Origin of the sequence: Pseudomonas sp. KCJK9058, from assembly GCF_046230975.1 — a bacterium.
Classification (GTDB): Bacteria; Pseudomonadota; Gammaproteobacteria; order Pseudomonadales; family Pseudomonadaceae; genus Aquipseudomonas; species Aquipseudomonas alloputida.
On sequence record NZ_JBJJLR010000001.1, the window covers coordinates 127,091 to 148,866 of the forward strand.

Annotated in this window: 15 protein-coding genes and 1 pseudogene; 7 read left to right on the forward strand and 9 right to left on the reverse strand. The window is 58.7% G+C overall.

Annotation, left to right across the window (positions count from 1 at the left end):
* Positions 1–36: 36 nt before the first annotated feature.
* The 4 genes from ACK59Z_RS00605 to ACK59Z_RS00620 are packed head-to-tail and all read right to left on the reverse strand — an operon-like array spanning position 37 to position 5,467.
* Positions 37–492 (reverse strand): hypothetical protein, encoded by a 456-nt coding sequence (locus tag ACK59Z_RS00605; protein ID WP_409292077.1) that lies wholly within the window; start codon positions 490–492, stop codon positions 37–39.
* Positions 492–2,342 carry a tyrosine-type recombinase/integrase gene (locus ACK59Z_RS00610; RefSeq protein WP_409292079.1) on the reverse strand — a complete coding sequence of 617 codons (1,851 nt, stop codon included), beginning with the start codon at positions 2,340–2,342 and terminating at the stop codon, positions 492–494. The genes ACK59Z_RS00605 and ACK59Z_RS00610 overlap by 1 nt, the downstream gene beginning before the upstream one ends.
* Positions 2,317–4,359, reverse strand: coding sequence for a hypothetical protein (locus tag ACK59Z_RS00615; RefSeq protein WP_409292081.1), 2,043 nt, complete (start codon positions 4,357–4,359; stop codon positions 2,317–2,319). Before ACK59Z_RS00615 ends, ACK59Z_RS00610 begins: the two co-directional genes overlap by 26 nt.
* Complete coding sequence (locus ACK59Z_RS00620; protein ID WP_409292083.1) at positions 4,343–5,467, reverse strand: tyrosine-type recombinase/integrase; 1,125 nt, start codon at positions 5,465–5,467, stop codon at positions 4,343–4,345. The genes ACK59Z_RS00615 and ACK59Z_RS00620 overlap by 17 nt, the downstream gene beginning before the upstream one ends.
* A 371-nt stretch (positions 5,468–5,838) precedes the next feature.
* Between ACK59Z_RS00620 and ACK59Z_RS00625 the strand changes: the two are divergent.
* A pseudogene (locus ACK59Z_RS00625) lies at positions 5,839–6,972 on the forward strand (YifB family Mg chelatase-like AAA ATPase); the annotation flags it as partial.
* 67 nt (positions 6,973–7,039) lie between these two features.
* Here ACK59Z_RS00625 and ACK59Z_RS00630 read toward each other — a convergent pair.
* Positions 7,040–7,408, reverse strand: a complete 369-nt coding sequence (locus tag ACK59Z_RS00630; protein ID WP_173881306.1) for a response regulator transcription factor — start codon at positions 7,406–7,408, stop codon at positions 7,040–7,042.
* A complete protein-coding gene (locus ACK59Z_RS00635) occupies positions 7,405–8,397 on the reverse strand; it encodes a response regulator (RefSeq protein ID WP_004575820.1) in 993 nt (330 codons plus the stop codon). Before ACK59Z_RS00635 ends, ACK59Z_RS00630 begins: the two co-directional genes overlap by 4 nt.
* Before the next feature lie 239 nt (positions 8,398–8,636).
* Here ACK59Z_RS00635 and ACK59Z_RS00640 point away from each other — a divergent pair, with 239 nt between their 5' ends.
* Positions 8,637–13,685, forward strand: a complete 5,049-nt coding sequence (locus ACK59Z_RS00640) for an AAA family ATPase (RefSeq protein WP_409292085.1) — start codon at positions 8,637–8,639, stop codon at positions 13,683–13,685.
* 96 nt (positions 13,686–13,781) lie between these two features.
* Here the strand turns inward: ACK59Z_RS00640 and ycaC (ACK59Z_RS00645) are convergent, their stop codons facing one another.
* Together ycaC (ACK59Z_RS00645) and ACK59Z_RS00650 are read right to left on the reverse strand one after the other, a co-directional pair.
* On the reverse strand, positions 13,782–14,408 hold the full coding sequence (gene ycaC / locus ACK59Z_RS00645) for an isochorismate family cysteine hydrolase YcaC (protein ID WP_003253573.1): 627 nt from the start codon (positions 14,406–14,408) through the stop codon (positions 13,782–13,784).
* Positions 14,409–14,481: 73 nt separating this feature from the next.
* The gene (locus ACK59Z_RS00650; protein WP_033726508.1) at positions 14,482–14,844 is read right to left on the reverse strand and encodes a helix-turn-helix domain-containing protein; all 363 of its coding nucleotides are present in this window, start codon (positions 14,842–14,844) and stop codon (positions 14,482–14,484) included.
* A gap of 180 nt (positions 14,845–15,024) precedes the next feature.
* Between ACK59Z_RS00650 and ACK59Z_RS00655 the strand changes: the two genes are divergently transcribed.
* From ACK59Z_RS00655 to ACK59Z_RS00670, 4 genes are all read left to right on the forward strand, one after another.
* Positions 15,025–16,011 (forward strand): GlxA family transcriptional regulator, encoded by a 987-nt coding sequence (locus ACK59Z_RS00655; protein ID WP_409292088.1) that lies wholly within the window; start codon positions 15,025–15,027, stop codon positions 16,009–16,011.
* A 199-nt stretch (positions 16,012–16,210) separates the two neighbouring features.
* On the forward strand, positions 16,211–17,998 hold the full coding sequence (locus tag ACK59Z_RS00660; RefSeq protein WP_409292090.1) for a monovalent cation:proton antiporter-2 (CPA2) family protein: 1,788 nt from the start codon (positions 16,211–16,213) through the stop codon (positions 17,996–17,998).
* 691 nt (positions 17,999–18,689) lie between these two features.
* Positions 18,690–18,983 (forward strand): hypothetical protein, encoded by a 294-nt coding sequence (locus ACK59Z_RS00665; RefSeq protein WP_108191101.1) that lies wholly within the window; start codon positions 18,690–18,692, stop codon positions 18,981–18,983.
* Positions 18,984–19,153: 170 nt separating this feature from the next.
* Positions 19,154–19,732, forward strand: a complete 579-nt coding sequence (locus ACK59Z_RS00670; RefSeq protein WP_108191100.1) for a PBECR2 nuclease fold domain-containing protein — start codon at positions 19,154–19,156, stop codon at positions 19,730–19,732.
* 195 nt (positions 19,733–19,927) lie between these two features.
* On the opposite strand, the gene ycaC (ACK59Z_RS00675) is transcribed toward ACK59Z_RS00670, so the two are convergent.
* A complete protein-coding gene (gene ycaC, locus ACK59Z_RS00675; protein ID WP_012274792.1) occupies positions 19,928–20,557 on the reverse strand; it encodes an isochorismate family cysteine hydrolase YcaC in 630 nt (209 codons plus the stop codon).
* A 228-nt stretch (positions 20,558–20,785) separates the two neighbouring features.
* On the opposite strand from ycaC (ACK59Z_RS00675), the gene ACK59Z_RS00680 reads away from it, so the two are divergent.
* Positions 20,786–21,697 carry a LysR substrate-binding domain-containing protein gene (locus tag ACK59Z_RS00680; RefSeq protein ID WP_010955764.1) on the forward strand — a complete coding sequence of 304 codons (912 nt, stop codon included), beginning with the start codon at positions 20,786–20,788 and terminating at the stop codon, positions 21,695–21,697.
* Positions 21,698–21,776 lie beyond the last annotated feature (79 nt).

Here is a 21,776-nt window from a genome sequence, read left to right on the forward strand (position 1 = left end):
TTACCTCTCACATAACTAGAGAAGGCGCCATGAGGGCTACTCCGATCGTCGTTGGCGAAGTCGGGTGTTGATCAGGGTAAGGTTTTGGCATTCGGCACGGTAGTAATCGGCATCGGCTTCGTACACTGCGATTTTGGATAGCGCTAGGTCCCTTTCGGCTGTGAGTACCTTGATCTGTTTCTGCAGCTCGCGATTGGCGTCTCTCTGTGTCCGTCGCTGAACCAATACAGGCGAGCCCTGTTCTATCCTTTGCTGGACCTCAGCATTGTGCGCGTCAATCGCACCTCGCACGCTTACATTCCACGGGCTTGAGAGCGGAACATGGCTTTTGAGCCCTGCACCCCACCACACCTCTTTGTAGCTCCAGATGACCGAGGGCTTTTCCTTTCGAAGTCGCTGGATCACCGCCCACATGGTGGAGGTATTTTTAGCCTTCGTATCTTCTCTATTCTTTTTCAGACCAACCTGACTTCCTCTCGGCTTATTTTTCATCATGTACCTCCGACGCTTTCGAGTTGCTGAAGTAGTTTGATCAGCTCACCAATACGATCATCCAGGTGCGCAATCTTATGCGGTTCTTTAATGAAAAAAGTTCTAAGCCTAGCATTTTCAGTCAGACGCCATTTTAAGGTTCGTTTGAGGCTCAGGGCTGGTACCATGGAGTTGTTGCAATCGGCAGGGCGACAATTGCTCCGATCTCCTCCACACATAGCCTTGCTAGGCCGATACATACAAAGTCCGTCGTCTGTCTGCTCAATTAGCGCCTTTTTCGGCAAATCGTTTAGAAATTCCTCCTTCTCAGAAGAGATCATTCCCGAAAATACCTTACGTATCTCATTTAAATCATTCGCACCACCACCGATGATGGGAAATTGACCACCTATCAATTCAGCATATTTCTCAGATGACAGAGCAAATTTTTCTTGCTGAAGCTCAGTATAGAGACTCAAATCGCCGTAGCCTTTTGTCATTTCAATATCCCAATGCTTGAGTTGATCTTTCAACCACATCAACCCCAATCCTTGGCGAATCATAAGCCGCGCGTGCTTTTTTCTAAACTGATGGCTCGCCAACGACCATAGCTCACCGCTGAAGCGAATATCATGTAATTCAACAAATTGTTTCAACCGATGATTGATAGTACTTATACCCAGACGGCCCCCACCCTCACGAGTGCTGAACAGCCAAGAGCTAGCTTCGGTAGAGCCATGGCGGTAGCATCGTTTCAAAGCATCAATGACATACTCAATGAAAGGTACCGTTTGCCATTCAGTGAGAACTGGTACAGCTTCGAGCTTGGTTGTAGTCGACTTTACGAAGCAGAAGGACCTCATACCCCCTTGAATACTGATCGTATTTTTAATCCAGCAATCATTCTTCTTTATATTGACGACTTCGTGAAAACGCATTCCTGTCAAAAATGAAATTAATATATATCCCGACGTTTGCACTCGCCCCTCTAACGCGTGAAGATCCCAATATGATGTCAGCCCGAATTTATGCCACGGAAATTTTCGCGTATCGCATACTACTTCCCCATAAGACGTCTGGATAATCATTTTACCTCCAATTGTCTTCTGACTAGCTTGCGCACGCCTGACTTCCTCAATGAAATAAGATATTTCGATTTCTTCCACCGCTTTCTGGATGATTTTGATTGCCACCTCATCTGGCATGTCGGGGGTAGTAAATACCGTGCGGTCCATAACTTTTTGCGCGTTTGATTTACTCCATTCACTGGCGGACTCGCACTCACCGAAAGGCCAGACGGACAATCCATCAGTCAGTTTTCCCGACCTAGACTGCTCATAAAGCCATGGCAACCCGTAGATGCGCGTTCTTAAGGTACGATCTGTCAGTACACCACCAGAGCCATTCGACTTGCGTGCGATGGAGTCAGTAAAAGATTGCATATCCGCTTCGGTAAGATCAGAAAATCTGAGCAGACCGGCCCCCCACATATAAAGCAACAAGTTCCGTAGACCTTTCCTCATTGACTGGCATATTGATGACAAGGTCGGCCTTGTATATGGAGGATTCACAATCAAAGAATAGATATACTCTTTAACGGCAGCCAAGTAGTGCCTGTTGCAGGCGCACGTTAATTTTGTCCCATTTCCAAAGGAAAGATTAGAAAAGGTGATAACAGACGACTTAGGTGACAGGTAAGGATTATCCGCGCTGAAATCCCACACATTATCTGCATAGTAGGACTTACGTGAGACCTTGATCGTATTTCGATCTTCTTCGGCCATCAATAACAGAGTCGACGGGCGAAAAGCCTCTGCCTGATTTGAAGCTAGCTCGGCACCGGCACTAGGCAATTTTCTTATCTTGCTCATACTTAGCGATATCCCAGGCTTCAATAGGAGAGCGGAGCGCGTCAGTTGCTATGCGCTGAACTACATCTTGAGGGTACTTTATAAGAATATAGGTTTCCCAAAAATATTTCTTTTCACTGACTGCTTGAGAGAACTCCATTTCACTGATATCACCCACATGTAACAAATGCTCATGAAACGCAACGAAGCACTTGTATTTCTTTATATCTTCAAGCGTTATAATTAAATTCTGACACCCCAAACAAACTTCATGACCTTTTGAACAGATTGCGCCGGACTTTTGACCGGGCTGAGGCGAGTTCAACTGGTCTCTACAATGGTTCAAAACGCAATCTGATACGATTATTGAATCGGGTGCCTTATCGAGCTCGTTGAGGTCTCCATTCAACAGCCCTAGAAACATTGCATCCTGGTGAATTCCGCGCCTAGTACGTAGAACGGGGTCGTCGACGCGCCTAATATACTCAGCCGTTGTGGCCAACTTCGTATGACCTAACAACTGGTTTAAATAGTTAAGATCTTCCGTTCTAACGTACTCATGCCAAGCTAGCGTCGGCCTAAAAAGCCTTGCTTGGATATCCAGAGGCTGGCCATCACGATCGCGCAACTCATTCTTACGTGAGAACTGTTGCAATCCTCGCTTGAATGCAGAATCTCCTAATGGCAGGCTTTTTTTGTGTTTGTTGGCATTCGCAATCCAAAGCTCCGTCTGGCCAGGCTCGCGGATGCTTGCGGTAATCTGAATTACGCGTTTAATCAAAGAAATGGGCCATTTATCATTTATGGGACTAGAGGGAATGGTAGCGCCCCGCTTAGATGAACGAAATTTCTCCCAGTTAATGCTAAATCTCTCGGGGTCAGTTGGATCTTGAATCAGGCAGTCGATTGTCAGCCTTTGGATGGTGGTCGGGTTTAGCCCCGTGCGAATTAGCAGCATCAAATAATACGGAATTAGGTCCGACGCCCCTATCCACCTTGCAAGCCCCAGCGAACTAAAAAACTGCTTGATACGGCCATTGAAATTATCCGAGATAGCCTGAAGGAATCTCGAATTTTTTTCATTGGCCTCTTTTTTAGTCAGGGGAACACAGTCAAGATAATTTTCCCAGTACCATACCAAGTATTCTTTTTTTGCCCAGGGCGAACGGTACTTGATTGGCGACGGCATTCCAAGATAACGCGGTTGATACCCTTCACCTGCACCAATTTCGTCATAGAACTCTTCCAGTAGTGCAACCGACCCGTGCCCACTTGGCGACATCCCAGCCAAAAAACTCTGCCCCTGTGGTTTCTTGGTTAAATACTTAGCCCTTAGCCTTTGGCAGCCACAGTTATTCTCCCACCACCAAATCCTGTGCTCTTTACTCTCCCAACGTGAGTATCCCCCTCTGGCAGTCTGTGGAGCTACATCATCTAAAGGAGGTCGGCATCCAATCCACTTCGGCTGATAAGCTCGCTCCAGTTTGGCTGCACTCTCACGGACACCAATGACTGTGGCTTTTAAAATGCTTTTCAATTCATCTTCATCGTAACCAGGGGATGACATTATTTGGCTTGACGATTTAGGGAACGAATTCCTCTGTATTTCGAATTCGCTTGAAATCTCAGGATGCCTGCTCATCTCTTGAAATATTGTAGATAAAGAGCGATATGTAGTTGCTGCAGTGGGGTAACTCAATGCAGACTCCGACTTTAACCAATCGGAGAACCCTACTAAAGTGGCGCGACTTAGCTCTTCAGGCAAAGTGACATTTGCCCACGCCAAGTACTTAAAAAAACAACTAGCCTTATCTATCAATGCAATTCTAGAGCTGTGCCCTAGTGCATCCCTACGTCGATACATCGCCCAAACAAAAATCGCGCAGATGCGACGGCATTCGCTAGCGTATATTTTTGAATTGAAGTCGTAGCTGTGTAGCTTACCGGTATTTTTACAAACTGCAGAAAATTTTAGTTCCTTTTCGACTACTGCTTCAGCGCGCTTGATAAAGCCCAGAGTTTTATACTTCGTCGCCATAGTACGTGGCTCCTACGAGTCGATCAATCTCTGCTTGAAAAGCGTTATAGGTACCGGCATAGGAAACGAGCAGCGCCGTATGAACGTAGAATCTCCGTGTTGTGGTCTCGCTGGCATGACCCATTAGATTTGCGAGACTTGGCAGATCTCTATTAAGCAGATAATGGTAGGTCCCAAAAGTGTGTCGGAGAGAGTGAGGTGTCGAGCGAATACCAAGCTTCTTACTGGCCAAAGCAAATTGTTTCTCCATCCAGTTGCGAGTAACTGGATGTCCTTGAGCACTCAAAAACAAAAACCCTAATGAGTCCGGGTTAATTTCGACTGACTCACAAATCCTTTCGCGCGTAAAATCCACGTACTCCCATATCTTTAACAATAGTGAATTTGGGATTAACACACACCGCGCCTTCATGCCCTTCCCCACAACCCTTGCTGGCGTAAAATAGCCGCGAGCGTTTACTTCAGGGAGATCTTTTAAAGGGAAGCCTGTGACTTCGGAGACTCGAAGACCTACCTGAAGCATCAACGAAGCCATCAGCTTGTTCCGGAGCCGAATTCCGTCATCAGCTATGCTGTCACTATCTGCCAAATACTCGATAAACGTGATTGCTTCACTCAATTGCAAAAAACGAATCGGCTCTTCAAATTTTTTCGCCGGATGCGCCTTCACGAGATATTTTTTACGTGAAGACCGATATGAATTTTCCACATCACCGGCTTTGAGATCAGGACAATAACCATTTTGCCATGCCCATCTCAAAAATCTAAACGCACCTCCGACGCGAGCGTTTATCGTATTCCAACTTAGCCCACACCCACTTCTTCGGCGATACGCACAGAGAGCATCAATGTATGCATCGAAGTAAACATCGGTCACATCTTCCACATCCAGCCCAGAGCCTTCAAGCCAGCTTACAAACTCCTTAAGGTGTTCGGCCAGGGTGCTCAAACTTTTTGGCAACATGCGCCTAGAGCAGTTACGCAGATATCTATTGACTGGCGAAACAGGCTGCATGTCACTGAAAAAAATCTGGGGTATAGAATGAGGAATTTGAGATATTGCGGGATTTAACGAACTGGTGAAGTTTACTTTCAGAAGAGTAGTCATGAGCATCCACCTTAGATAGTGGAACTCAGGATAGTCAGATATGCAAAAAGCGCCAGAAGCGTGTTTCCTAATACAAACGCCATATAGCTATGTGTTATGTATTGAATCGTACCTACATTCAACATCTACCACACCCTATTGGAGACTTTCCACTGCGCACCCACTATTTAGAGCTTTTCAGACGTACGCCGTTATTTTTACGAATACGACCTACCCCAGACCTAACAGGATTCGCATATATCAAGAACCGACCAGCTAACCCACTGATATTTATCAGGTAGAGCTAATTTATATTCAAAATACTATCTAAACGTGGCCATAGAGCTCTCAACCAATTACATAAATCATGTGCAGATTCCAGGTCCGACTAACAGGGCGTGCTGCCTGCGGCACTGGCGGCACGCGAAGCAGGCCGGGCGCTGGTGGTACCACGGGAAAATGCCGAGGAAGCCAGCCTGGCCGGCGGGTTGGTGGTGTATGCGGTGGGCCACCTGCTGGAGTTGGTCGCCCACCTGAACGGCCAGGTGCCGCTGCCGCCCTACGCAGCCAACGGCCTGATCCTGCAGCAACGCCCCTACCCGGACCTGAGCGAAGTGCAGGGCCAACTGGCAGCCAAGCGTGCCTTGCTGCTGGCTGCGGCCGGGGCGCACAACCTGTTGTTCACCGGGCCGCCCGGCACCGGCAAGACCTTGCTCGCCAGCCGCCTGCCCGGGCTGCTGCCACCGCTGGACGAGCACGAAGCGCTGGAAGTGGCGGCAATCCAGTCGGTCAGCGGGAAAGCGCCGCTGAACAGCTGGCCACAGCGCCCCTTTCGCCATCCCCATCACTCTGCGTCCGGCCCGGCGCTGGTCGGTGGCGGTAGCCGACCGCAACCAGGTGAAATCACGCTCGCCCATCACGGCGTGTTGTTTCTCGACGAACTTCCGGAGTTTGAGCGGCGCGTACTGGAAGTGCTTCGCGAGCCACTGGAGTCAGGTGAAATCGTGATTGCCCGTGCCCGCGACAAAGTGCGTTTCCCCGCGCGCTTCCAGCTGGTGGCGGCGATGAACCCCTGCCCTTGCGGCTACCTGGGCGACCCCACTGGCCGCTGCCGTTGCAGCACCGAGCAGATCGCGCGCTATCGCAACAAGCTGTCCGGGCCACTGCTGGACCGCATCGACCTGCACCTGACCGTGGCTCGCGAGAGCACTACATTGAACAACCAGCCTTGCGGTGAAACCAGTGCCGATGTCGCCGTCAGGGTGGCTGAAGCGCGGGAGCTGCAGCACAGGCGACAAGGGTGTGCGAATGCATTTCTCGACCTTGAAGGTTTAAGGCATCACTGTGGGTTGGTAGCGGCGGACCAAGTCTGGCTGGAAGGGGCCTGCGAGCGGCTGACCTTGTCGCTACGCGCGGCGCACCGGTTGTTGAAGGTGGCGCGGACGTTGGCGGACCTGGAGGGATGCGAGACGATTGGCCGGACGCACCTGGCCGAGGCCCTGCAGTACCGGCCGGGGAGCAGTTAGATTGCCAGGGCTGTGATGCCCCCTGCAGGCGCGGGTTTACCCGCGAAGAGGCCGGAACAGCCATACCTCACTGACCGCCAGCCAAAGCCTCTTCAACCACCTTCAGCAGCACCTCTTCAGAAAATGGCTTGCCCAGGCAGGCCAGTGCCCCAAGGCCCATCGCTGCCCGTACCGAGCCATCATCCCAATGTGCCGACATGCAGATCACCGGCAAGCGCCTCCCCCGCTGTGCCAACTCACGCTGTACCTCCAGCCCGCTCATTCCCGGCATCTTCAGGTCCAGCAACACACAACCCGCCTCGCCCGCCAGTGGCGAGGCCAGGAAGGCGTGCCCGGCGGAAAACGACAAGGTCTCGAACCCCGCCGAGCGCAGCAGGTTGGCCAGGCTTTTGCGCACCGAGGCATCGTCGTCGACGATGCACACCCCTCTGCTCATGCGCCGCCCAGGCTCGCAGACCGCGCTCCGAGGAGGTTGTGCATGGCCGCAAGCTCCAGCAGCGAGCGGGACTGCATCTTGTTCATGATGTTCTTCTTGTGCACCTTGGTCGTCACCTCGCTGGTGCCGATCTGCCTGGCGATCTGCTTGTGCGACAAGCCGCCTACCACCAGCGAGAAAACCTGGCGCTCACGCTGAGTCAGGCGCTGGTACTTTTCCTCGACCTGCCGCGCCTGCAGCCACTTGCGGCCTTCGGCCACGGCACGGGCGCGCACTGCCTGCAACAGGGTCAGCAACTGGTCTTCATCGAACGGTTTGGTCAGAAACTCCACCGCCCCGGCGCGCATGGCCTGGACGGTCATCGGGATGGTGCCGAAGCCGGTCATGAACACGATCGGCCAGGGCAGCGCCAGCCGGCACAGCGCATCCTGTACCTCCAGGCCGCTTGTACCCGGCAAGTGCATGTCCAGCAGCAGGCAGGCACAGGGGGTTTCCAGGCGGGCCTCGAACAGCGCCTCGGCACTGGCAAACAAGTGGTGCGGGATGTCCTGCGAGCGCAACAGCCGGCCCAACGCGGTGCGCACTGACGGGTCGTCATCCACCACCAGCACCGGCACATTCACGCGCTCATCGAGCGGCTCGACAGTCTCGGCCAGGCTGCGCAGCAATGACCTGCCCAGTGCCTGACCAGGCACCTCGAGGCTGATCTGCGCGGCCAGGCGATAGCCCCGGCGCGGCACGGTCTGGATCAGGCTACGGTCGCCAAAGGCCTTGCGCAGCAAGGACACCTGAACCTGCAAGTTATTGTCCTCGACCACCGTGCCGGACCACACCTGGCTGAACAACTCGTCCTTGCCGACCACGCGGCCCTTGGCCCTGATCAGCGTGGCCAGCACGTCGAAAGCACGCCCACCCAACAGGATCGGCTTGCCGTCGACAAAGACTTCGCGCCGCTCCAGCGACACCTGGGCATTGCCTATTCGGATCATGGCTTCCTCGCGCGGGCACAGGCGTTTTCGCTGCCCTGGGCAGCCTAGGCCAGCGTACGCGTTCAGACAATTATCCCGAGGGATAGGTTGGCCAAAGGACTATACAAAAGCCCGCCAGCCCTCAGGGGACGATAACGGACAACAGCGTGCCCGTTCCTGCCAAGCAGGCTGTAACCCGCATCCACGCTGGGCCCGCTGCGTATACTCGCGCCTCAGGATGTCGCTAGCGGGGGTGCTTTATGCTCGATGAACGCCTTGCCCACAGGCCCATCGATTACGACCAGTCAATCGACGAGGGCTGGCTGAACCGGTGCGAGATCAGCCCGCTGGGCCAGGAAGGTGAGCTCAGCTATTTCCGCCTGCGCGACCCCGCTTCACATCAAGCCTGGATCGCCGTGCGCGCGCCGCTCGAGGCACCTTCCGCCTGTCAGCGCCTGGAGCGTGACTACCGCCTGCAACTGGACCCGCAGTGGGCGGTGATCCCCTCGGCGTTCGTGCGCTCGGCCGAAGGCCCGTTACTGGTGTACCCGGCCGGACGCTCAGTCGCCGACCTGATTGCTGAAGGCCCTGCGGCGCTGGAGCCGTTTCTCGACATCGCGGTGAACGCTGCCCATGCGTTGGCGCAAGCGCACGAACGCAATGCGCTGCACGGTACATTGCAGCCCGAACATGTGTACCTGCGCGCCCACCAGCGGGTGCGCCTGGGCTTCTTTCGCGCCGACCCAGCAGAACGGATCAGCGAACAGGGCACCCCGCTCGGCAACTGGGCCTACCTGGCGCCGGAGCAGGTTTGCCCGCACGGAAGCAGCAGCGACCGACGCAGTGATATCTATGCCCTGGGGGCAATCCTCTACCAGTTACTGGTAGGCGAACTGCCGCTGGCCGGGCGCGACACCCAGCACTGGCGACAGCTGCATGCTGGTGTGCAGCCGCGGGCGGCCAGCGAAGTGGACAGCAAGGTGCCGCCCCCCCTCAGCCTGGTCCTGGCAAAGGCCTTGGCCAAAGAGCCGGACGCCCGCTACCAGAGCGCGCGCGCCTTTGCAGTGGACTTGGCTCACTGCCAGCGGCAGTGGGCCGCCCACAAAACCATGGCACCCTTCACCCCAGGCTGCGCCGACCCGGTAGCGCCCGACCACGCACGCCTGTATGGCCGCAGCGCCGAGCAAAAGGCTATCGCCCTGCTGCTCAAGGCCTTGCATCGCGACAGCAAACCACAAGCCCTGGTCATCTACGGCGCTGCTGGCATGGGCAAGTCGAGCCTGGTCAAAGCAGCTCTCAAGGCCAACGCCGAAGGTTACTGGGCCGTCGGCACGTGCAACAGCCACGCCCAAGCAGTGCCCTACACGCCCTGGATCGAAGTACTCGGTGCCCTGACTACCCAGTTGCTGGCCAAGAACAGTCAGGACCTCGTCACCTTGCGCCGCGAAATCCAGCGCCGTATCAAAGGTCACGGTCGTCTGCTCGGCAAGCTGGCCCCGGACCTGCAACTGATTCTCGGCCCCTTGCCCCAATTACCCGCCAAGCCCACGCGCCTTGCGTTGCACAAGGAACTGCACGCGATCATTGAATTCCTGCAGGTTTTCAGCCGGCCTGGCCAACCGCTGGTGCTGTTCTTCGACGACTTGCAATGGGCCGACGACGCCACCCGGCAACTGCTGGCCCAACTGCTGGCTAACGTGCCGGCTAACCTGCTGCTGATTGTCACCCAGTGCAACGATACGCCCACCACCAGCGCACCGTTGGCCATACCCGCAACGGTGCGAAGCACCACGCTGAACCTGCGGCCACTGGCCGTGGGGGCAGTGACCGAGCTGATTGGCGAGCGCTTCCATGTTGCCCCTGAAGACGCATATCAGCTGGCCGAACGGGTGCACGGCAAGACGGCGGGCAACCCGTTTTTCATCAACCAGATACTCAGGGCCATGGTCGAAGACCAGCTGTTCATCTTCGACACCCAGGCCATGCGCTGGTCATGGTGCCTGCAGGCCGTGGCCCGGCACTGCTATTCCGACAATGTCGCCGACTTGATGGTCCACCGCCTGGAGCGCCTGACTGCACCGCAACGCGACCTGTTGCGGGTCGTCAGCGCGGCGGGCAGCCACTGCGATGAACGCCTGCTTCGGCAGGTACTCGCCCAACCGCCGGGCGAACCGTTGAAAGCCTTGATTCGCGCCGGTTTCCTGCAACCGGGCCAGAATGGCTTAGGCTGCACTCATGACCGGGTGATGGAGGCCGCTTATGCACTCACGCCCGTGCACGAGCGCGCCTCGCTGCATGCACGCATCGCCCTGGCCATGCGTCAGGCTTGGCCAGGGCGAACGCACGAGGTGTTGTTCGAGCTCGCCAGCCAGCTGCAACGCGCCAGCCCATGCGGGTTTGCAGCGGATGACTGCGAAGCGTTCCTGCAGCTTTTACGCGAAGCCGCATCCCGCGCACGCGACACCGGCGCCTTCGAACAGGCCGCTGGCTACCTGCACACCGCCGAGCAGTTGCTGCACCACAGCGCCACGCTGGAAAGCCGCGCCACGCATGGCTTTGCCGTCGCCTGCATGGCGACGGAGTGCGACATGCAACTGTCGCGAACGATCGCAGCGCAGGCCCGCCTCACTGAATGCCGCCAGCGTGCCCGCTCGGTGTTGGACCAGGCGCGGGCGTGCCGGCTGCAGGCACTGCTGTACACCTTGCACGGTGACTATCAGGCGGCTATCGACAGCGCCCTGGACGGCCTGGACTTGCTGGGCATAAGCCCGGTGCGGGGCGTCGACTGGCAAGAGGTCGAGGCCAGTCATGCCCATGTGCAGGCGTTGATCGAACAGAAGGACCGGCATTGCCTGGAGTCACTGCCGCGCACCGATTCGGAGGAAGTGACGGTTGCCATCAGCCTGCTGGCCACTCTGTCATCATCCTTCTTCGTGAAGGACGACATCTGCTTCCTGCACCTGGCCAAGCTCATGGAGATGTCGCTACTGCACGGCGTTGCCCCTGGCAGCACCTACGGCATGGCCTGGTACGGCGTGATGATTGCCGAGCGTTTTGGCGCTTACCATGATGGCCATGCCTGTTGCCTGGCCGCGCTCAAGCTGATCGAGCGGCACGGTTTCGACGCTGATTTGACCAGCGCGTTGCTGGCCCTGGACCAGGTCAGCGCCTGGACCTCGCCCATGGAATTCGCCCGACGTACCGCGCAGGACGCGGTCGACTCGGCGCGCCTGAGCGGTGACCTGGCGATGAGCTGCTATGCCTGCAACCACCTGGTTTCAGATTCGCTGTTCATGGGCCGCTACCTGCCGGACGTGGTCGAGGAAGTGGCGCAAGGCCTGGCCACTGTGCGTCGCCACGGCTACGGCGATATCGAGCAGATCCTGCTGGCCCAGCAAGCGTTCGTCGCCAACCTGAGCGGCACGCCCTGCCCCGCCCCGGCCACCGCCTCGAGGTCGCCCACCACGCGGTTCTTCCAGCACCTGTTCGCCGCCATGTGCGCCTTCTACATGGGCAATATCCCGAAGGCCATGCGCGACCTGGCATTGGCCGGTGACAACAGCTGGGCGGCACCGGCGCACATCAACCTGGCTGACTATCATCTGTTCCGCGGCCTGGCCCTGGGCAGCCCCGAGGCCCCGGGCAGTCTTGCCGACAAGCTGCGCCAGTTGCAGGCCCTGCGCGAGCGCTTCAGCCGCTGGGCCGGCTTCAACCCGGCCACCTTCCGCAGCAAGCAGTTGCTGATCGAGGGCGTCATCGCCAAGCTCGAAGGCGACGGCCTGGCCGCGATCCGCTGCTTCGACCAGGCGCAAATCGCCGCCACCGCTGCCGGTTTCATCCACGAGCAGGCACTGGCCCACGAACAGCTGGCCGAGGTGTGCATCCCCAGCGGCCTGATCTCCGGCGCCAACCTGCACCTGCGTATCGCCCGCGACTGCTTCCATATCTGGGGCGCGACCGGCAAGGTGCACCAGCTTGAGACGTTGCATCCGTTTCTGCGCACCCAGCCGATTCAGGAGACCCACCGTGCCACCCACCAGGCCAGGCTGGACCTCGAAGCCGGCATCGAAGCCGCGCGGGCGCTGTCCGAGGAAGTGCTGCTCGAAGGCCTGATCGAAACCCTGATGGGCCACCTGACCCAGCACTCCGGCGCCGACCATGGCGCGCTGCTGATTGTAAGCGGCGCCGAATTCCAGATGGCCGCCCTGGCCTACATCGACGATGCCGGGCTGCACGTGAGCATGGACAACTGCCAGAAGTTCATGACCCAGGCACCGCTGTCAGTCATCAACACCACCATGCGCACCCGCAAACCGCTGGTTCTCAACGATGCCCTCAGTGAGTGCCCGGAGGCCTTCCGCCAACAGCTGCAGGCGCGCAACGCCCGCTCGGTACTGTGCCTGCCGCTGGTGATCCAAGGCGTGCTGATCGGCCTGGTGTACCTGGAAAACCGCCTTGTGCCCAACCTGTTCGGCGGTCAGCGCCTGGCCATGCTGGAAATCCTCGCCTCACAGGCAGCGGTGTCGCTACAAACGGCCAAGTTCTACACACGCCTGGCCGAAGAAAACCAGATCCGCGCACAGATGGAGGCTGAGTTGCGCCGCTCGCGTGCGGAACTGGCGCGCAGTGCGCACTTGCAGGCGATGAATGAGCTGTCAGCGTCCATCGCCCACGAGATCAGCCAACCGCTACTGGGCATCGCCTCCAATGCCGCGGCCAGCCTGCGCTGGTTGAAACGCCCCAATCCCGACCTGGAAGAAGCAATTGCCGGCCTGGAAGACATCCGCAACGACAGCGAACGGGCCGGCAACATCGTGCGGGCGCTGCGGTCCCTGGCCAAGCAGTCACCGATGCAACTCAAGGCGGTGAAGCTGGACGAATTGATCCGCGAGGTGGTGCGCCTGACCTCGGCCGACGCCGCCAAGGGCAAGGTGGATGTGCAGACGCAGCTGAAGGCCGGGGTGTGCGTGACAGCCGACCCGGTGCAGTTGCAGCAGTTGGTATTCAACCTGATTACCAATGCCCTGGAAGCGTTGTCGGGGTATCGCAGTGACGGGGTGCTGAAGATTGCGTCGGCGGTGGTCGAGGATGGGGTGGAGGTCTGCGTGGACGACAACGGGCCGGGTATCGCGGCGGACGAGCGGGAGCGTGTATTCGATGCCTTTCACTCCACCAAGACCGGTGGCATGGGGATGGGCTTGGCGATCTGCAGTTCAGTGGCCCAGGCCCACGGCGGGCAGTTGCAGGCGCTGGTGTCGCAGTTGGGTGGATGCCGGATTCGTTTCAGTCTGCCTGTGCGTCACGCATAGCCTATGCCGGCCTCTTCGCGGGTAAACCCGCGCCTACAGTCGGCGCGGCCATTGTAGGGGCGGGTTTATCCGCGAAGAGGTCAATACAGGATTACATCAGCGCGAGGCCAGCGCCGCGTAGCTGTTCATCAGGTTGCGGTAGTTGGGAATACGCTGCGACAGCAGGTTACCCAGCCCTTCGATGTCGTTGCGCCAGTCGCGGTGCAGTTCGCAGGCCACCGAGAACCAGTTCATCATCTGCGCACCCGCCTGGGTCATGCGCACCCAAGCCGCTTGCTGCACGGTTTCGTTGAAGGTGCCCGAGGCATCGGTCACCACGAACACTTCAAAGCCTTCCGCCAGCGCCGACAGGGTCGGGAAGGCGACGCACACATCGGTCACCACACCGGCGATGATCAGTTGCTTGCGGCCCGTGGCCTTGATTGCCTTGACGAAGTCTTCGTTGTCCCAGGCGTTGATCTGGCCCGGACGGGCAATGTACGGCGCATCCGGGAACATCTCTTTCAGCTCAGGCACCAGCGGGCCATTCGGGCCTTGCTCGAAGCTGGTGGTGAGGATGGTCGGCAGGCCAAAGAACTTGGCCAGGTCGCCCAAGGCCAGCACGTTGTTCTTGAATTCGTTGGGCGAAAAATCCTGCACCAGCGAGATCAGACCGGTCTGGTGGTCGACCAGCAGCACCACGGCGTCGTCTTTGTTCAGGCGCTTGTAATCGGGTTGGCTCATGGGGGTGACTCCTTGGGTTGGGATAACGGGCGGGCACTGTCCGCAGGGGGTTATACCGGTGGATAGCTTCGGCTTAAGAAAGTACCTGCGCCTGCCGCCAGGCCTTGGGTGGCTGGCCGACCAGGCGGCTGAAAGCGCGGGTGAAATGGGCCTGGTCACAAAAGCCGCACTCCAGGCTCACATGGGTGATAGGCGCCTCGGTGGCGAGCAAGCGCTTGGCCTTTTCCATGCGCGCCAGCAGGCGCCAGGCCTGCGGCGAAAGGCCGGTGTTGACTTTGAAGGCGCGGGAAAAGTGGCTGCGTGTGAGGTTGCATACCGCAGCGATCTCAATGATCGACAACGGGCTGTGCAACATCAGCTCCTTGGCCCGGCGCAGCCGCGCGGGCGTGAGTGCGCCGGGGGGTTGCAGCGGCGCTTCGGGCGTCCCAGGGTACATGGCGACTCTCCTGTTCAATGCAGAAAGTCTCGCCCCCGGCACATGACGAAGTCCTGAGCCAAACCTGAATTGTTGTTAATTGTGCGCTGCTGGCCCTGGGCGTTTTGCCGATATCTTAAGATGCGTTTCGTATTCAGCTTCTGGCCGCTACCTGCGGCCGGCATTCAAGGCGACAGAGGCATGCAGGAAAAACCCGCCCACCGCACCGTGGCCATGGTGCTGTTCAACGATGTGCTACTGCTGGATGTCACCGGCCCCATGGATGCATTCGCCATCGCCAACCGGTTCTTGCCTGCAGCACGGCAATATCGGCTGCTGACCTTGGCCGAGGGGCAAGCAGTGGTGCGCGGCTCATGCGGCCTGAAGGTGGTGGCAGACCAGCGCCTGGAGGACTTGCCGGAGGCCGTCGACCTGTTGCTGGTGCCGGGCGGCCCAGGGGCCTATGACACCGCCCTGCCAGGGATCGAGCGCTGGCTGCCCAAGGCCGTACGCCAGGCGAAGCGCTTCGGCGCCATCTGCACCGGGGTGTTCCTGCTGGGGCGGGCCGGGTTACTGAATGGCTATCGCTGTACCACCCACTGGAACTACGTGGAGCGCCTGGCACAGGCGTTCCCCGAGGCCAAGGTGGAGACCGAGCAGATCTACGTGATGGACCGCTGCCTGATCACCTCGGGCGGTATCACTGCTGGGATCGACCTGGCATTGGCGGTGGTGGCCGAGGACCATGGCAAGGCGCTGGCCCTGGAAGTGGCCAAGGTACTGCTGGTTGCCCGCCACCGTCAGGGCGGGCAGACACCCTACGGGCCGTTGCTGGCTGCGGTACCACGCGATGACTCGCCGATTGCCCGGGTACAGGCCTATATCGTCGACCACATCGAGCAGGCGTTCACCGTGCAGAAAATGGCCGAACTGGTGGCCATGAGCGGGCGCAACTTTGCCCGGACGTTTCAGCGTGAGGTGGGCATTACGCCGCTGCAGTACCTGCAGAATGCGCGCATCGATCGCGCACGCAAGCTGCTCGAATGCGGTGACCTGCCGATGAAGGTGGTGGCGGCGCAGTGCGGGTTTGGCAGTGACCGACACATGCGCAAGGTATTCTTTGAGCGAATTGGCATGACGCCGGCGCAGTATCGGGCACAGTTTGGTGGCAGTGAACAGTCGGATTAGCGCTGCCTTCCTCGCGGGCGCGCCCGCTCCCACAGAGACAGCAATGGCCTTGAAGCCTGGGTAGGCGCCGGCACCGATTGTCACCCTGAACAGGACAATGTTTCTTCCCGTCAGATGATTGTCTGACCCCTCCCTACCCCTCAGAATTGTCCGTCAAACTGTTCGAACGCTGCCCCGGCAGCTCATGGAGTACGAGCCAATGCCACACGAAGGCAGCCTTCTGCAAACCGCGGTGATCTTCCTGCTTGCCGCCGTCCTCGCCGTCCCCCTGGCCAAGCGCCTGCAACTGGGTGCCGTGCTCGGCTACCTGCTCGCCGGTGTGATCATCGGCCCGCAAGCACTTGGCCTGATCCGCGACACAGAAAGCGTGGCGCACATTTCCGAACTGGGCGTGGTCTTGCTGCTGTTCATCATCGGCCTGGAACTGTCGCCCAAACGCTTGTGGCTGATGCGCAAGTCGGTGTTTGGTGTCGGCACTGCCCAGGTGGTGCTGACCGGTGCAGTCATCGGCGCCATCGCCCTGTTCGGCTTCAGCCAGACGCTGCCAGCAGCCATCGTGCTCGGCCTGGGCCTGGCGCTTTCGTCCACCGCCCTTGGCCTGCAGAGCCTGGCCGAGAGCAAGCAGCTCAATGCACCGCACGGCCGTCTGGCGTTCGCCATCCTGTTGTTCCAGGATATCGCCGCGATTCCGCTGATCGCCTTGGTACCGCTGCTGGCCGCCAGTGGCCCGGACACCAGCCAAGGCGACAGCCTGCAACACGGCCTGAAGGTATTCGCCAGCATCGCCGTGGTGATCATCGGCGGTCGCTACCTGTTGCGCCCGGTGTTCCGCACCGTGGCCCGCACCGGCCTGCCGGAGGTGTCTACTGCCACCGCACTGCTGGTGGTGATCGGCACCGCCTGGCTGATGGAAGAAGCGGGTATCTCCATGGCCCTTGGCGCTTTCCTCGCCGGCCTGCTGCTGGCCGACTCGGAATACCGTCACGAGCTGGAATCGCAGATCGAACCCTTCAAGGGCCTGCTGCTGGGGCTGTTCTTCATCAGCGTGGGCATGGGCGCCAACCTGCGCCTGCTGCTGGAAATGCCACTGGTGGTGCTGGGCCTGACCCTGTTGCTGGTGGCCGTGAAGCTGCTGTTGCTGATAGGCGTCGGCCGCTGGGTCGGCGGCCTGAACAGCGCCAGCGCCCTGCGCCTGGGCATGGTGCTGGCGGCCGGTGGCGAGTTCGCCTTCGTGGTGTTCAAGCTGGGCAAGGACCAGGGCCTGTTCGACACCCAGACCTACGACCTGCTGCTGATGACCATTACCCTGTCGATGGCCATCACCCCGCTGCTGATGCTGGGTTGCGCCCGCGCCCTCAAACGCCCGCAACCGGCGCGTGAAGTGCCCGAGCAATACAAGCAGATCCAGACGGATACGCCGCGGGTGGTGATCGTCGGCATGGGCCGCATGGGCCAGATCGTCGCGCGCATCCTGCGGGCACAGAAGATCCCGTTCGTTGCCCTGGAAACCTCGGTGGACACCATCGAGATGACTCGTATGTTCGAACAGGTGCCGGTGTTCTATGGCGACCCGCTGCGCCCGGAGGTGTTGCACGCCGCCAAGGTGGGTGAAGCGGAGTACTTCATCATCACCATTGATGACCCTGAAGCCGCCATTCACACCGCCGCACGGGTGAAGCGTCTGTACCCTCACCTGAAGGTGCTGGCCCGGGCGCGCAACCGACAGCATGTGCACAAACTGGCGGATGTGGGCGCCGAGCCGATTCGCGAGACGTTTTATTCCAGCCTGGAAATGACTCGCCGGGCACTGGTGGGGTTGGGCCTGAGCGATGAACAGGCGGCGGACCGCATTGCGCGGTTCACCCAGCATGACGAAGAGGTGCTGGAGGCCCAGGGGCAAGTGCGTGATGACCGGGCCAAGGTGATGCAGACGGCCAAGGAGGCGCGGGTGGAGTTGGAAAGGTTGTTTGATTCGGATGCGGATTGAGGCCTTTTGGCGCATGCCTTGAGGGTTGTAGTGCGTGTGAGATCGAGCGCCGCCCGCGCGGCGCTTCGCGGGTAAACCCGCTCCTACGTTTGTTTCGGGCCAGTTATTCCTGTGGGACGCGCACGCGAGCCCCCTGGCGCACGCCTCGATATCGCGTCGTACAAACAAGGCGGTCGCGCGCGCCTGGCACAGGAGGGACTGGCCAGAAACAAACGTAGGAGCGGGTTTACCCGCGAAGCGCCGCGCGGGCGGCGCTCGATCTCATGGGCGCCCAAAAACTATCGCCAGGCACCTGGAAGCCATCCTGCAATGTCCTGACGATCACCTCGCCGCCATGACGCGAACACACAAAAACCATCAAAAAATCGTCTAATTCTCAGCTAGGTCCTACTTCCCCGCGAACCATTTCCTACGTTCACGCCAATCCCAAGGAATTATCCTACACACCGTGTCGACGCCCGTCTGATTGTCCAGGGAAGGCCTGCTCTCTAGGCTGACCGGGTCGCTGTCGGTTCAGCGATCGGGTGTGGAAACCCGGCAGGTAATCGGAATGGCAGTTGTCATGGCAGCTGCGCGCGGGAGGCCGAATGGCCTGCCGGGGTTCCGATAGCCCGGCTTTCCACCCCGCGTGCAGCCGCCACCCTTCGCGTGGAAACGGATGGTGCCGGCCAACCTCTATCGGAGTTTGGCTATGAAAAAGATTGTCCCCGATCCACCCCTCCCCAACACCACACAACGCTCTTTCAGCCGCTGCGATGCCGGCCATCCCCCATTGTTCACCGTAAACCCCGGCGTTTCCGCCCACGATGCCCTGGTGCATGTCGCCCAATACCTGCGCGACGCCTACGACTGTGGCTACAAAGCCTTGGAGCATCTGGATGACACAGGCAAGAGCCTGTTCTGGAGCAACCTGAACGCACTCGAAATGGCAGAAGGGTTGGTTGAGGCATTGCTGGATGGGATTGAGTCACAGCCAGTAAGTTGAAGTGATTTACATCAGCCCTGAGCAGGCTGCAATGACTAGCCTGCTCTGCCCAAATGCCGGAAATACCCTACACAACGCGTCACCCTCCGTCTGATTGTTAGGGGGCCCCCTTCGCCATAGGCTTACCTGGCCGCCGCCACATCAGCGACTGTTCCCAGTCAGGTATTTCATTGACCCCCAACAGCCCAGCCGCAAAAAATGCCGAAAAGAAAGGCCAGAACTCCTGGCTGGACGAACAATTACCCGACCTCAGAACACTTGCGCGTGAACTACGCGCCCAGGCTATCGAAGAACTAGCGCCTGCTGATTCGCATGACGCTGCAGTCGAGGTTGCTGCACGGCATCTGGGCTTGGACAGCGAAAACGTTGAGGTAGTCAGCATCAGCAGCCCACTGGGCGACATCCGGATTCAGCGCAGCTGTATCTACCACATCGTCGAGAAGAGACAGGACGCCCGGGAACGCTATGTAAAGGTAGCGCTGGATACGTTAATCGGACCATTTGAGGTATGGCAGGTCGCTTACACCAATGACACTTTCAGGCTGGCCTTCATCGGCGTCTACGAAACCAAGCGCCAGATGCTGGTAATCGTGACCCTCGACAACGGCAAAACGCTGTGGAATTTCATGCAGTGCGATGCAAAAGCACTGAACAAACATCGCCACGGGCTGCTGCTCTACAAGCGGTACAATTTTCTGCCAAGAAAAGAAAAGGGCCACTGTCACCAGTGGCCCTGTATTTGCGCTTGATATTCATATACACACCCTCAAGCAGGGGTGTGGAGGTCTCACCCGACGCTGATGATTCAGCCATCGACGGGGTTCCTACGCCAGCTTTTACCGCTGAATGGCAGCTGGTTTCGCGCTCAGTTCAAACGCTAACAACACTCTACGATCAAGTCAACGGTAGCCCCAAGGGGAGGCTACCCATCAGGTTACTTAGTGTTACTTACCCGCAGTCAGCGCGTTATAGCTGGTCATCAGGTTGCGATAATCCGGAATGTGGTTGGAGCAAAGTGCTGCCAGCCCTTCGACATCGTTGCGCCAGTCGCGGTGCAGCTCGCAGGCCACGCCGAACCAGGTCATCAGTTGGGCACCCGCCTGGCTCATGCGGTCATGCGCAGCATCGCGGGTCATCTCGTTGAAGGTGCCGGAAGCATCAGTCACCACGAACACGTCGAACTCTTCTTCCAGGGCCGACAGGGCCGGGAAAGCTACACAGACCTCAGTCACCACACCGGCAATGATCAGTTGCTTCTTGCCAGTCGCCTTCACCGCCTTGACGAAATCCTCGTTGTCCCAGGCGTTGATCTGACCTGGGCGGGCGATGTACGGGGCATCAGGGAACAGGGCTTTCAGTTCCGGCACCAGCGGGCCGTTAGGGCCTTGCTCGAAGCTGGTGGTGAGGATGGTCGGCAGGTTGAAGAACTTGGCCAGGTCAGCCAGCGCCAGCACGTTGTTCTTGAACTTGTCCGGCTCGATATCGCGCACCAGCGACAGCAGGCCAGCCTGGTGGTCAACCAGCAGTACGGCAGCGTCGTCTTTGTTCAGGCGGTTGTAGGTGAATTTGCTCATGGTCTGTGCTCCCAAGGGTTATGAATTTTTCAGCAATCCGGGGTGTTTCGCGTTGATGGGCACAGATTAAAATCATCACCTTTGCGGCGGTAGTTAGCAGAATCTGGCTTTAGCGTTCTGATTTATGAACGATGGATTTGTAGGGGCTGTGCCGGCCTCTTCGCGGCTAAAGCCGCTCCTACAAGCGAAGAGGCCGGCACAGGCAACCAAATACCCGGAGACCGATCCTTGGAAGACCTCAACTCCCTCTACTACTTCACCCAGGTCGTCGAACATGGCGGCTTCGCCCCGGCCGGGCGGGCGCTGGACATGCCCAAGTCGAAGCTCAGCCGGCGAATCGCCGACCTTGAAGACCGCCTGGGTGTGCGGCTGTTGAACCGCACCAGCCGCCACTGCTCGCTGACCGAAATCGGCCAGGCCTATTACAACCGCTGCCTGGCCATGCGCGTGGAGGCCGAGGGCGCGGCGGAAATCATCGAGCGCAACCGCAGCGAACCGCGCGGCCTGGTGCGCATCAGTTGCCCGACCACCCTGCTCAACTCCTGGGTCGGGCCGATGCTGACCCGCTACATGCTCAAGTACCCGCAGGTGGAGCTGTTCATCGAAAGTACCAACCGCCGTGTCGACCTGTTGCACGAGGGCTTCGACATCGCCCTGCGGGTGCGCTTTCCGCCGCTGGAGAACACTGACATGGTGATGAAGGTGCTGAGCAACAGCACCCAGTGCCTGGTCGGCCAGCCTCAATACCTGGCGCAACTGCCCAAAGGGTTTGACCCACAGCTGCTGGGCACACTACCCAGCGTGCATTGGGGCAGTGCACAGCGCGAGTACCAGTGGGAACTGTTCCAGGGTGAGGACAACAGCCGCAGCATCGTCATCCCGCATACACCACGCATGGTGACTGATGACCTGTTTGCCTTGCGCCACTTCGTGGTAGCCGGAGTGGGGATCGCACACTTGCCGCGGGTGGCGGTGCGTGAGGACCTGGCGGCGGGACGTCTGGTTGAGCTGATTCCGGACTGGCACCCGCGTTGCGGCATCGTGCATGCGATCTTCCCATCGCGACGTGGGTTGCTGCCTTCGGTGCGGGCGCTGATTGATCATCTGGCTGAGGAGTTCGCCATCAGCGACATGGCTTGAGTGCCTAGCTGGCTGAGCCGGCCTCTTCGCGGGCATGCCCGCTCCCACAGGTATTGCACAAGGCTCGGGGCCAGTGGCA

Excerpts from the sequence above, each read along its gene's own strand:
- ACK59Z_RS00665 (WP_108191101.1), top strand. The coding sequence starts at position 18,690 with ATGAAAAAGATTGTCCCCGATCCACCCCTCCCCAACACCACACAACGC.
- ACK59Z_RS00655 (WP_409292088.1), top strand. The coding sequence starts at position 15,025 with ATGCAGGAAAAACCCGCCCACCGCACCGTGGCCATGGTGCTGTTCAAC.
- ACK59Z_RS00650 (WP_033726508.1), bottom strand. The coding sequence starts at position 14,844 with ATGTACCCTGGGACGCCCGAAGCGCCGCTGCAACCCCCCGGCGCACTC.
- ycaC (WP_012274792.1), bottom strand. The coding sequence starts at position 20,557 with ATGAGCAAATTCACCTACAACCGCCTGAACAAAGACGACGCTGCCGTA.
- ACK59Z_RS00635 (WP_004575820.1), bottom strand. The coding sequence starts at position 8,397 with ATGATCCGAATAGGCAATGCCCAGGTGTCGCTGGAGCGGCGCGAAGTC.
- ACK59Z_RS00615 (WP_409292081.1), bottom strand. The coding sequence starts at position 4,359 with ATGGCGACGAAGTATAAAACTCTGGGCTTTATCAAGCGCGCTGAAGCA.
- ACK59Z_RS00620 (WP_409292083.1), bottom strand. The coding sequence starts at position 5,467 with ATGACTACTCTTCTGAAAGTAAACTTCACCAGTTCGTTAAATCCCGCA.
- ACK59Z_RS00605 (WP_409292077.1), bottom strand. The coding sequence starts at position 492 with ATGAAAAATAAGCCGAGAGGAAGTCAGGTTGGTCTGAAAAAGAATAGA.
- ACK59Z_RS00610 (WP_409292079.1), bottom strand. The coding sequence starts at position 2,342 with ATGAGCAAGATAAGAAAATTGCCTAGTGCCGGTGCCGAGCTAGCTTCA.
- ACK59Z_RS00640 (WP_409292085.1), top strand. The coding sequence starts at position 8,637 with ATGCTCGATGAACGCCTTGCCCACAGGCCCATCGATTACGACCAGTCA.
- ycaC (WP_003253573.1), bottom strand. The coding sequence starts at position 14,408 with ATGAGCCAACCCGATTACAAGCGCCTGAACAAAGACGACGCCGTGGTG.
- ACK59Z_RS00660 (WP_409292090.1), top strand. The coding sequence starts at position 16,211 with ATGCCACACGAAGGCAGCCTTCTGCAAACCGCGGTGATCTTCCTGCTT.
- ACK59Z_RS00630 (WP_173881306.1), bottom strand. The coding sequence starts at position 7,408 with ATGAGCAGAGGGGTGTGCATCGTCGACGACGATGCCTCGGTGCGCAAA.